Annotated in this window: 11 protein-coding genes; 4 read left to right on the forward strand and 7 right to left on the reverse strand. The window is 63.7% G+C overall.

Annotated features, from left to right (window positions below; translation table 11 throughout):
• Positions 1 to 55: 55 nt before the first annotated feature.
• From AC0SZ7_RS21340 to AC0SZ7_RS21355, 4 genes are all read left to right on the forward strand, one after another.
• Entirely contained in the window at positions 56 to 1,243 is a 1,188-nt protein-coding gene (locus AC0SZ7_RS21340) for a CmpA/NrtA family ABC transporter substrate-binding protein (RefSeq protein WP_475506240.1), read from the forward strand.
• Between the two features lie 15 nt (positions 1,244 to 1,258).
• Positions 1,259 to 1,834, forward strand: a complete 576-nt coding sequence (locus tag AC0SZ7_RS21345; RefSeq protein ID WP_475506241.1) for an ANTAR domain-containing response regulator — start codon at positions 1,259 to 1,261, stop codon at positions 1,832 to 1,834.
• 191 nt (positions 1,835 to 2,025) lie between these two features.
• Positions 2,026 to 3,237, forward strand: a complete 1,212-nt coding sequence (locus tag AC0SZ7_RS21350) for a nitrate/nitrite transporter (protein ID WP_475506242.1) — start codon at positions 2,026 to 2,028, stop codon at positions 3,235 to 3,237.
• 2 nt (positions 3,238 to 3,239) lie between these two features.
• The gene (locus tag AC0SZ7_RS21355; RefSeq protein WP_475506243.1) at positions 3,240 to 4,916 is read left to right on the forward strand and encodes a bifunctional protein-serine/threonine kinase/phosphatase; all 1,677 of its coding nucleotides are present in this window, start codon (positions 3,240 to 3,242) and stop codon (positions 4,914 to 4,916) included.
• A gap of 195 nt (positions 4,917 to 5,111) precedes the next feature.
• On the opposite strand, the gene AC0SZ7_RS21360 is transcribed toward AC0SZ7_RS21355, so the two are convergent.
• The 7 genes from AC0SZ7_RS21360 to AC0SZ7_RS21390 form a co-directional block, all read right to left on the reverse strand.
• Entirely contained in the window at positions 5,112 to 6,095 is a 984-nt protein-coding gene (locus AC0SZ7_RS21360) for an OmpA family protein (RefSeq protein ID WP_475506244.1), read from the reverse strand.
• Between the two features lie 109 nt (positions 6,096 to 6,204).
• Positions 6,205 to 6,795 carry an RNA polymerase sigma factor SigX gene (sigX, locus tag AC0SZ7_RS21365; protein WP_008368464.1) on the reverse strand — a complete coding sequence of 197 codons (591 nt, stop codon included), beginning with the start codon at positions 6,793 to 6,795 and terminating at the stop codon, positions 6,205 to 6,207.
• 90 nt (positions 6,796 to 6,885) lie between these two features.
• On the reverse strand, positions 6,886 to 7,710 hold the full coding sequence (locus tag AC0SZ7_RS21370; protein ID WP_475506245.1) for a mechanosensitive ion channel family protein: 825 nt from the start codon (positions 7,708 to 7,710) through the stop codon (positions 6,886 to 6,888).
• Between the two features lie 2 nt (positions 7,711 to 7,712).
• Positions 7,713 to 7,967 (reverse strand): CrfX protein, encoded by a 255-nt coding sequence (locus AC0SZ7_RS21375; protein ID WP_475506246.1) that lies wholly within the window; start codon positions 7,965 to 7,967, stop codon positions 7,713 to 7,715.
• 91 nt (positions 7,968 to 8,058) lie between these two features.
• Entirely contained in the window at positions 8,059 to 9,054 is a 996-nt protein-coding gene (locus AC0SZ7_RS21380; RefSeq protein ID WP_475506247.1) for a zinc transporter ZntB, read from the reverse strand.
• 30 nt (positions 9,055 to 9,084) lie between these two features.
• Positions 9,085 to 9,573, reverse strand: a complete 489-nt coding sequence (gene rraA / locus AC0SZ7_RS21385) for a ribonuclease E activity regulator RraA (protein WP_416423320.1) — start codon at positions 9,571 to 9,573, stop codon at positions 9,085 to 9,087.
• Positions 9,574 to 9,727: 154 nt separating this feature from the next.
• On the reverse strand, positions 9,728 to 10,717 hold the full coding sequence (locus AC0SZ7_RS21390) for an alpha/beta fold hydrolase (protein WP_475506248.1): 990 nt from the start codon (positions 10,715 to 10,717) through the stop codon (positions 9,728 to 9,730).
• Positions 10,718 to 10,845: the final 128 nt, after the last annotated feature.

Raw genomic sequence — 10,845 nt, forward strand, 5'->3', positions numbered from 1 at the left:
GGTGCACTGGCATACCTCTTGCGTCACTTTGGGTACTTCCATACGGAACCCCCACATGACCGAACCCCACACCCCCCTGGCCTGGGTGGCCGGCAGCGATGCGCCGGAGAAAACCAGCCTGAACATCGGCTACATGGCCCTCACCGACTGTGCCCCGCTGGTGGTCGCTGCCACCCAGGGCTTCGCCCAGCCCCACGGCCTGACCCTGAACCTGCGGCGGCAGGCGTCCTGGGCCGGGCTGCGCGACAAACTGCTAAGTGGCGAACTGGATGCCGCCCACAGCCTGTATGGCATGGTCTACGCCGTGCACCTGGGCATTGGCGGCACGCCGGCCAACGACATGGCGGTGCTGATGGGCCTGAACCAGAACGGCCAGAGCATCAACCTGTCGCCCACCCTGCAAGCGGTGGGCGTGACCAACCCCGAAGCACTGGCGCGCCACGCGCACCAGCAAGGTGCACGCCTGACCTTCGCCCAGACGTTCCCTACCGGCACCCACGCCCTGTGGCTCAATTACTGGCTGGCCGCCCAGGGCATCCACCCGCTCGACGACGTCGACAGTGTGGTGGTGCCCCCGCCGCAGATGGTGGCGCACCTGCAGGCCGAGCGCATCGACGGTTTCTGCGTGGGCGAGCCCTGGGCCGCCAGCGCCGTGGACCAGGGCCTGGGCTTCACCCTCAGCACCAGCCAGGCGATCTGGCCCGACCACCCGGAAAAAGTCCTGGCCTGCACCCAGGCTTTCGTCGACCAGCACCCCAACAGCGCACGCGCCCTGGTTGCCAGCGTGCTGCAGGCCAGCCGCTTCATCGAGCAAAGCCCGGAGAACCGCCGCGGCACCGCGCAACTGCTCAGCGGCGCGGATTACCTGGATGCGCCCTTGGCCTCCATCGAACCGCGCATGATGGGTGAGTACGACGACGGCCTTGGCCACCAATGGCACGATCCCCACGCCCTGCGCTTCTTCGCCGGCGGCAGCGTCAACCAGCCGTGGCTGTCCGACGCCATGTGGTTCATGACCCAATTCCGCCGCTGGGGCCTGCTGCGCCATGACCCGGACTACCTGGGCATCGCCCGCCAGGTGCAGCAGACCGCGCTGTACCGCAGCGCAGCCGCCAGTGTCGGTGTGCCGGTGGCCCTTGATGACCTGCGCAGCAGCCAGCTGATCGACGGCAAGGTCTGGGACGGCAGCGACCCCGCAGGCTACGCGCGCAGTTTTGCCCTGCATGCCCTGGCCAATGACTGACGGGAGACGACCACTATGCTGCGTATCCTGTTGATCAACGACACTCCGCGCAAGGTCGGGCGCCTGAAGTCGGCGCTGGTGGAGGCCGGTTTCGAGGTAATCGACGAGTCGGGCCTGACCATCGACCTGCCGGCGCGCGTCGAAACGGTGCGCCCCGACGTGATTCTGATCGATACCGAGTCACCGGGGCGCGATGTGATGGAACAGGTGGTGCTGGTGAGCCGGGACCAGCCACGCCCCATTGTCATGTTCACAGACGAGCACGACCCGCAGGTGATGCGCCAGGCGATCAAGTCCGGGGTCAGCGCCTACATCGTCGAAGGCATCCAGGCCCTGCGCCTGCAGCCGATCCTGGACGTGGCCATGGCCCGCTTCGAGAGCGACCAGGCCCTGCGCGCCCAGCTGCAGGCCCGCGACCAGCAACTGGCCGAGCGCAAGCGCATCGAGCTGGCCAAGGGGCTGCTGATGAAGATGAAGGACTGCAAGGAAGAAGAGGCCTACACCCTGATGCGCCGCCAGGCCATGAGCCGCCAGCAGAAGCTGATACAGGTGGCGGAGCAGATCATTGCCATGAGCGAACTCCTGGGCTGATACCCCCCGTAGCAGCAGCCGCAGGCCGCGTCCCCAGGCCTGGCCCAGGATTTGCTTTGTATCAGCTAGGTAGCCAACGGCGGTTGCCCCCACACTGAACGACAAAGACGTCGCACACCCTTCTCGCCCTGGCGAGCCGGGTTGCGGCGTTTTTTCGTTTTCGGCCCCTGCTGTCCCTGTCGAGGTGTTCGATGAACACAAGCTTCTGGAAATCCGGCCACGCCCCTACCCTGTTCGCCGCCTTCCTGTATTTCGATCTGAGCTTCATGGTCTGGTACCTGCTGGGCCCGCTGGCCGTGCAGATCGCCAATGACCTGCAACTGACCACCCAGCAGCGCGGCCTGATCGTCGCCACGCCCATTCTCGCCGGTGCCATCCTGCGCCTGGTGATGGGCGTGCTGGTGGATCGCCTGTCGCCGCGGACCGCCGGCCTGATTGGCCAGTGCACGGTGATCGTGGCGCTGTTCTGCGCCTGGCACTTCGGCATCCACAGCTACGAGCAGGCGTTGCTGCTGGGCGTGGGCCTGGGCGTGGCGGGCGCCTCGTTCGCGGTGTCGCTGCCGCTGGCGTCGCAATGGTACCCGGCCCAGCACCAGGGCAAGGCCATGGGCATCGCCGGCGCCGGCAACTCGGGCACGGTGTTCGCCGCGTTGTTCGCCCCGGCACTGGCCGCAGCGTTTGGCTGGAACAACGTCTTCGGCTTCGCACTGCTGCCGCTGCTGGCCGTGCTGCTGGTGTTCAGCCTGCTGGCCCGCAACGCTCCGCAACGGCCCAGGCCCAAGGCTGTGGCCGACTACCTGAAGGCGCTGGGCGACCGTGACAGCTGGTGGTTCATGTTCTTCTACAGCGTGACCTTCGGCGGTTTCATTGGCCTGGCCAGCGCCCTGCCCGGCTATTTCAACGACCAGTATGGCCTGAGCCCGGTGACCGCCGGCTACTACACCGCTGCCTGCGTGTTCGGCGGCAGCATGATGCGCCCCTTGGGCGGCGCCCTGGCCGACCGTTTTGGCGGCATCCGCAGCCTGCTGGCCATGTACAGCGTGGCAGCGATCTGCATTGCTGCGGTGGGCTTCCACCTGGGCAACTCGTACGCGGCATTGGCGTTGTTCGTTGGCGCCATGCTGGGCCTGGGCGCCGGCAACGGTGCGGTGTTCCAGCTGGTGCCGCAACGCTTCCGCCTGGAGATTGGCGTGATGACCGGGCTGATCGGCATGGCCGGTGGCATCGGCGGCTTCCTGCTGGCAGCTGGCCTGGGCATGATCAAGCAGCACACCGGTGACTACCAGTGGGGCCTGTGGCTGTTCGCCGGGCTGGCGGTAGTGGCGTGGTTCGGCCTGCACGGGGTCAAGCGTCGCTGGCGCACCACCTGGGGCTCGGCGGCCGTCACGGCGGCGCGGGTCTGACCATGGCGCTGCAATTGAGCTGTGCCCAGGCCAGCGCGTGCGGCCCGCGCCAGGAGAACCAGGACGCCTTGCGCCTGGTGACTCCGGCCCCTGAACTCGCGGCCAGCAAGGGCTACCTGTTCGCCCTGGCCGATGGCGTCAGCCAGTGCGCCGACGGCGGCCTGGCCGCGCGTTCGACGTTGCAGGCGCTGGCGCTGGACTACTACGCCACGCCGCAGACCTGGGGCGTGGCGCAGTCGCTGGACCGCCTGCTGGCCGCGCAGAACCGCTGGCTGCAGGCCAACGGCGGCGGCCAGCCGCTGCTCACCACCCTCAGTGCCGTGGTGCTGCGCGGCCAACGCTTCACCCTGGCCCATGTCGGCGATTGCCGCGTGTACCGCTGGCAACCGGGCCAGCTCCGGCAGATCAGCGAAGACCATGTGTGGGAGTCGGCCGGCATGGAACACGTGCTGACCCGCGCCCTGGGCCTCGACCGGCATTTGGTGGTGGACTATCAGGACGGTGAGCTGCAGGACGGCGAGGTGTTCCTGCTGCTCAGCGATGGCGTGTGGGCCACACTGGGCAATGCACAGATCGCCGCCGTGCTGAGCGACCACGCCGAGCACCTTCAGCAGGCAGCCCAGACCCTGGTCAACGCCGCGCACCTGGCCGGCAGCCAGGACAACGCCAGCGCCCTGCTGGTGCGGATTGACAAACGTGGCGCCGACAACCTCGGCGACACCCTGCAGCAGCTGCGCCAGTGGCCCCTGCCACGCACACTGAAGCCCGGCCAGGTGTTCGAAGGCTGGCACGTAGTGGCAGCGCTGGCGCAGAGCCGGCAATCGCTGCTGTACCAGGTGGAGGACGGCCAGGGGCAACGCTGGCTGCTGAAGACGCTGCCCGCCGACCGCCACGATGAAGCTGGCGCGCAGCAGGCGCTGCTGATGGAAGAATGGTTCCTGCGCCGCGTGGCCGGCCGCCACTTCCCCCAGGTGCACGGCCTGCCCGGCCGCCAGCACCTGTACTACGTGATGCGCGATTACCGCGGGCAGACGCTGGCCCAGTGCCTGGAGCAACAAGGCCCATTACCCCTGGCGCAGTGGCAGGTCATTGCCCAGGGCCTGTTGCGGGCACTGGGGGCACTGCACCGACGCAACATCATTCACCGCGACATCAAACCCCAGAACCTGCTGCTGGCGGACGACGGCGAGTTGCGGGTGCTGGACTTCGGGCTGGCGTTCAGCCCCGGGCTTTCCGCTGACAGCCCCTACACCCTGCCGGGCACCCCCAGCTACCTGGCACCGGAGTGCTTCGCCGGTGCCGCGCCCGCACCGCAGCAGGACCTGTACGCCGCGGGGGTGTGCCTGTACCAGCTGCTGACAGGGCACTATCCGTATGGCGAAATCGAGGCCTTCCAGCACCCGCGCTTCGGCATCCCGGCCAACGCCCACCGTTACCGCCCCGACGTGCCGGACTGGCTGGACGCCATGCTGGCGCGCAGCGTGGCGGCCGACCCGGCACAACGCTTCGAGACGGCAGAGGAATGGTTGCTGGTGCTGGAACAGGGCGAGCGGCAGGGCCCGCAGGCGCGTGGCGTGCCGTTGCTTGCGCGCGAGCCGTTGAGGGTGTGGCGGGGGTTGGCGCTGGGGTCGCTGCTGGTGAACCTGGTGTTGCTGGTGTGGGTGCTGCAGCACGCTTGACGCTGCTTTCACATCGCCGTAGCAGCAACTGTCTTTGTGGGAGCTGGCTTGCCAGCGAGTTTTCAGGGCGTCAACAGCTCGCTGGCAAGCCAGCTCCCACAGTAGGTAGCAGTGGCCGCAGGCCGCGTCTTGAGCAAAAAATTCCAGGCGAAAAAAAACCCGGCCTAGGCCGGGTTTTTTTCAAGCTTTATCCAATTACTTGGATTGAGCTTCTACTTCAGCTTCTACGCGACGGTTAACGGCGCGGCCAGCATCAGTCGAGTTGTCAGCAACTGGACGGGTCTTGCCGTAGCCGATCGAGTCGACACGGTTGCCCTGCACGCCGTACTGGTTGACCAGCACGTTTTTAACGGCCAGAGCACGACGCTCAGACAGCTTCTGGTTGTAGGCGTCTGGACCGACGTTGTCGGTGTGGCCTTCAACACGAGTAGTGGTCTGTGGGTACTGCTTCATGAAGTCAGCCAGGTTCTTGATGTCAGCATAGCTGTTTGGCTTGACGACCGACTTGTTGAAGTCGAATTTCACGTCCAGCTGAACGCGAACGACTTCTGGAGCTGGAGCTGGAGCTGGCTCTTCAGCAACTGGAGCAGGTGCTGGGGCTGGAGCAGGAGCTGGAGCCTTGCCACCGTTGCCGCCGAAGTTCACACCCAGGCCGATGGTAGGAGCGTAGTCCCACTTGCCGTTGTCCAGTTTGTAGTCAGCATCGATACCGGCACGAGCGTACAGGTTGTCGGTGATGTACCACTTGGCGCCAGCGCCGATGGTGGCGAAGGTGGAGCTGTCGCGACCGCTGTGGCCGTCAGCCTGAACGTTGCTCAGGCTCTGGTGAGCGAAGCCACCGGAAACGTACGGACGAATGGCATCGCCAACAGTACCGAAGTGGTACATGGCGGTCAGGGAGCCAGTGTCACCGTGGATTTTCTGGCTGCCAGTACCGTCGTTCGAACGAGTGTAGTTGGTCTTGCCGTAGCCCAGGATGACTTCAACGTCGTCAGTCAGGAAGTAACCCAGCGAACCGCCGGCGGTACGACCATCTTCAACGTGCTTGACGCTGTCGTTGTAGTTCTTCTGGTAGAAGGCTTCACCTTCGACCGCGCCTTGGCCTTGTGCCAAAGCGCCGAAAGAAGTTGCGGCAACAAGAGAACCAATGGCAATGCCTAAGGTGTTTTTCAGTTTCATCCGTTAAATCCCCATCTGGTGATTGTTAAGCAGTACCCCCTAACACGGGGGACAACTCGGCGGCCAGTCTAGCAGAACTAGCCCCCACGTTAGAGATATTTGCACCGAACTAAGTTTCGGCGATACCTGCAAATTTCTCACGTAGCTTGTCGAGCGCACGCTTGTATCGCATTTTCGTCGCGCTCAACCCCATGTGCATGATGTCCGCAATCTCTTGAAATTCAAGCTCTGCGACGAATCGAAGCACAAGTATCTCTCGGTCGATTGGATTGACATGTATCAGCCAACGATCCAATCCACCACGCTCCTCCGGTTTCGGCGCCTTCTCTTCGGATGCCTCCTCGAGTGGGTCGAGGCTCAATGCATCCATGAGGCGGCGCTTGCGCCGTTCTTTACGGTACTGCGTGATACATTCGTTGTAGGTGATGCTGTAGAGCCAGGTCTTGAACTTCGATTTACCCTCGAAATTCTTCAGACCGTACAACACCTTCAACATCACCTCCTGACAGACATCATCAGCATCACGATCGTTCCCTAAATATCTCGCACACACGTTGAAGAGGGTGCGCTGATAGCGCCTCATCAGCTCTTCGTAAGCACGTGTGACGTGGAAAAGCTCCACATGCGAACGCGCCACCAGCTCCTCGTCAGTGAGCGTGCGGGGGTCGTAACGCAGGGGCAACGAATGAACTTTATTCAAAACAAGTCGGGCCGACAGTCAGGTCAATATCCACCATGGCCCGACACCCGGGCCATTTTGCGGCGGCATACAGTAGCAGAATTCGCCGGCTCAGCGGCTACTAACCCGCTGTTCCAAAAGGATCCGATTCGACAGGGAAACCAGTTCCCCCTCGTCGGTCAGCAACGTCGTCTTGACCGTGCCGATCTCCTCGATCTGGCCTTCAACCTCTCCAATTCGCACTTGTTGCCCCACCTGGTACAACTCCCGCACGTAAATTCCTGCCAGGATCTGCCCGGCAATTTCCTTGCTGCCGAGGCCCATGGCCAGTGCAACGGCCAGACCAACGGTAATCAAAACGATGACGATGACGTGGTTCAGCAGGTCGGTCTTGACCTCGAGCTGGCTAATGGCCACCGAGATACTGATGACGATGACCAGCCATTGGGCCACTCGCCCAAGGCCTGCCGAGTAGTCCAGGCCCACCCCTTCGGCGGCGCCACGCACCAGGCCATTGACCAGTTGCGCAAGCAGCACGCCTACCAGCAACACCAGCGCGCCACCGAAAACCTTCGGCAAATAGAGCGCCAGCATGTCGAGCGTAGCTGAAACTCGCTGCAAGCCAAGCGATTCAGCGGCGGAAACCAGGAAAATCAGCAAAACGAACCAATAGACGATCTTGCCCACCAGGGTGGAGATCGGCACCTGTATGCCGCCGCGGCTCATCAGCTTGGTCAACCCGGTACCTGCCATCAGGCGGTCCAGGCCCAGCTTGGCCAGCAGCTTGGACAACAGGGTATCGAGCAGCTTGGCGACGACGAAGCCCAGCAGCAGCACCACCAACGCACCGAACAGGTTGGGGATGAAATTCGCGACCTTCGTCCACAGTGCGGTCATGGCCGTCACCAGGCTCTGAGTCCAGAGATCAAGTTGCATAGTCAATCAGCCTTATCAGCAGTACGAGCAGTGGGTGTGCGTCGCGAGACTGGCGCCACGTGGCCCGATCCATTTTCCACGGCGATCATGAAGGCCTGCAACCAGCGGCCCATCAGGCTGAAAAGATCGCCAGCGCCGACCTGGCGATTGGCGGTCTTGAGAACACGGCCCAGGCAGGCGTCGTCATCCCGTCCCGGGGACGATGACGCCTTGAGCATGTCACGCAGTGATTCTTCAAACGGATCGTGCATAGGCACCTCACGAATTATCAGTCAAAGACGAGAGCTGTCGCAGGCGGGTCACATCGATCCGGTAGGCATATGCAACCATATGTGTCCTGAACGGCAGCTAAACCCAGCGCAATCGACGAAACAGCCACCACTGCCCCACGCCCAGCACCACCATCAGCGTGCAGGCCACCATGAAGCCGTACGGGCTAGTACTCAGCGGTATGCCGCCGACGTTGATGCCCAGCAAGCCGGTGAGAAAACTCATGGGCAGGAACACACAGGTGATGATGCCGAAACGGTACATGGTGCGGTTCATGCGCTCGTTCAAGCGCCGGTCTTCCGCCTCCAGCACCAGGCCCACGCGCTCACGGGTCAGTTCCAGCTCTTCCAGGTAACGGGTGAGGCTGTTGTTCAACTCGTTCCAGTAGTCGGCGTCGTCTTCGACGAACCAGGGCAATTTGTTGCGCGACAGCTGGCCGAATATTTCCCGCTGCGGTGCCAGGAAGCGCCGCAGCCCGGCGGCACGCCGGCGGATCTGCAGAATGTTGCCGTGCTCGGGGGTGTATTGCTCGTCGGCGTCGATCTTGTCTTCTTCGTCGTCCACCACCTCGCTCAGCTCGCCCACCAGGGTCTGCACCTTCTCGGTGAGGTACTGGGCCAGGTACAGGATGAGTTCGGACGAAGTACGCGGCCCGCGGCCTTGCTGCAGCAGCACCATCAGTTCATCGGTGGCACGCAGCGGGCGCAGGCGCAGGGAGATGACCCGCCGGGCTTCGGCGAAAATACGCACCGAAACCATGTCTTCAGGCTCGGCACCGGGGTTGAGATTGACGCCACGCAGGAACAGCAGCAACTGGTCATCGGGCAACGGCAGCAGCCGTGGCCGGGTGTTTTCCTCCAGCAGCAGGTCACAGCTGAACTCGTTCAGCCCGCTGTCATTGCGCAACCACGCCTGGGTTTGCGGATGGCCACGGTCCCAGTGCAACCACAGGCTTTCCTGCGGTTCCAGAACCAGTTCATCCAACTGGGCGCGGGCGATCTGCCGCGCGCCACCTTTACCGTCGAGCACCAGGGCCTGGACCAGGCCCCACTGCGCGTTCTCTTCCTCGAACATCCATACCCCAATTGATCGATTGCGAACCGCTTAACTCGGCATTTTCAATGCACTGGGCGACACGATAACGCCATTATTGTCGGCGTAGATGAATTCTCCCGGCTTGAACGTGACACCGGCGAAGGTCACCGGCACGTTCAGGTCACCCAAGCCACGCTTCTCGGTGCGCAACGGGTGGCTGGCCAGGGCCTGCACGCCGACATCGGTCTGGGCGATGGCATCGACGTCACGGATGCAGCCGTAGATCACCAGCCCTTCCCAGCCGCTCTTGGCGGCCTTGTCCGCCAGCATGTCGCCCAGCAGCGCGCAGCGCAGCGAACCACCGCCATCCACCACCAGCACCTTGCCCTTGCCGTTCAGCTCGACCTGGGCCTTGACCAGGGAGTTGTCCTCGAAGCACTTGATGGTGACGATTTCGCCACCAAAGGAATCGCGCCCGCCAAAGTTGCTGAACATCGGTTCCAGCACCTTGACCAGCTCGGGGTAGGCATCGCACAAATCGGGAGTGAGGTAATGCATGGGGTAACTCCTGTCAGCTAAAGACACGGTCGATCGAAAAGGCGACCGCTACTGTAGGAACGAGCCGGCCAACCCTGCGTTTACACCCTGCGCGCATTGCTGCCAACGCACGCGCAATCGACATAGCTTAGCCGCCCCACCGCTGACCGTGAAGTCACGCACCCACCGGCACTTGTTGCGCGTGCGCCAGCAGCGGCGCCTGCGGGTTGTTCAACCAGCGCCCCACCAACGGCCAGACCTCGGCCTGGGCCGCCTTGCTGACCAGCATTTCAACGTGACCGAAGTTGTCGGCGAAGCCGTGCTCGCGCCCCAGTTGCACGAACTGCCGCTGTTCGCCGCCAAAGGCCTCGAACAGCTTGCGGCAGGCCCATGGCGGGTCCTGGTGGTCACCACTGGCCGTGACAGCCAGCAGCGGCACCTGCACCTCGGCCAGGCCCGCCCACCAGTCTTCCTTGCCATCGCCGAAACGGCCGAACAGGCCGTACCAGCGCATGGCCTCCAGGGCCAGGCCGATGGGCTCATCCTCGGGGCCGCGCTTGAGACGCGAGCCGGAGATGTGCGCGAAACGCTTGAGCAGCAGGCGCGCGCTCCATTCCAGCGGCGGCATTTTCAGCGGCCAGTAGGTGCGGCTGACCTGGCAACCGAACAGTGCCGCCGAAGCGACGTTGGCCTGCTCCAGGTAACCGCCGCCCAGGGCTGCGGCCAGGCTGATGCCACCCAGGGAGTGGCCGATCCAGTGCGGCGCGCGGCCGGTCTGCTCCTGCACGAACGCACCAATCACCGGCAGGTCGTAGCGGGCGTAGTCGGCGACGCGGTTGCGCGGGTAATCCAGGTTACGCGGCGACAGGCCGTGGCCGCGCATTTCCGGGATCCACACATCGAACCCCTCGCGCACCAGCCAGGCACCCAAACCGATACCGCGTGGCGATACCCAGAAACGCCGGTTGGAGAAGCTGCCATGCAGCAGGATGACAGGCACGGCCCCAGGCTGTACCTGGTCGGCCAGGCCCAGCCGGGTCACGGCCAATTCAACGCTGGCATCCGGGCTGTTGGCAGCCTTGATGCGGTAGACGTCTTCGCTCAGGTCGCCACGGCGCTCGGCGCTGAGCAAGGCGACCGGGAAGAGATTGCTGCTGCTTTGCATAGGACTTCTTGTACAGAAAATAAACGGGAGATCAAAAACGCTGTGGGAGCTGGCTTGCCAGCGAGCTTTTAAAGCCTAAAAGCTCGCTGGCAAGCCCCCCCCCCCAAAAAGGGGCGGCCGCCGGGGCG

It is taken from the genome of Pseudomonas sp. JC1203 (assembly GCF_056175065.1).

Bases quoted from the DNA above. Each gene is read 5' to 3' on its own strand.
- AC0SZ7_RS21340 (WP_475506240.1), top strand. From the start codon at position 56: ATGACCGAACCCCACACCCCCCTGGCCTGGGTGGCCGGCAGCGATGCG.
- AC0SZ7_RS21345 (WP_475506241.1), top strand. From the start codon at position 1,259: ATGCTGCGTATCCTGTTGATCAACGACACTCCGCGCAAGGTCGGGCGC.
- AC0SZ7_RS21350 (WP_475506242.1), top strand. From the start codon at position 2,026: ATGAACACAAGCTTCTGGAAATCCGGCCACGCCCCTACCCTGTTCGCC.
- AC0SZ7_RS21355 (WP_475506243.1), top strand. From the start codon at position 3,240: ATGGCGCTGCAATTGAGCTGTGCCCAGGCCAGCGCGTGCGGCCCGCGC.
- AC0SZ7_RS21360 (WP_475506244.1), bottom strand. From the start codon at position 6,095: ATGAAACTGAAAAACACCTTAGGCATTGCCATTGGTTCTCTTGTTGCC.
- AC0SZ7_RS21370 (WP_475506245.1), bottom strand. From the start codon at position 7,710: ATGCAACTTGATCTCTGGACTCAGAGCCTGGTGACGGCCATGACCGCA.
- AC0SZ7_RS21380 (WP_475506247.1), bottom strand. From the start codon at position 9,054: ATGTTCGAGGAAGAGAACGCGCAGTGGGGCCTGGTCCAGGCCCTGGTG.
- rraA (WP_416423320.1), bottom strand. From the start codon at position 9,573: ATGCATTACCTCACTCCCGATTTGTGCGATGCCTACCCCGAGCTGGTC.
- AC0SZ7_RS21390 (WP_475506248.1), bottom strand. From the start codon at position 10,717: ATGCAAAGCAGCAGCAATCTCTTCCCGGTCGCCTTGCTCAGCGCCGAG.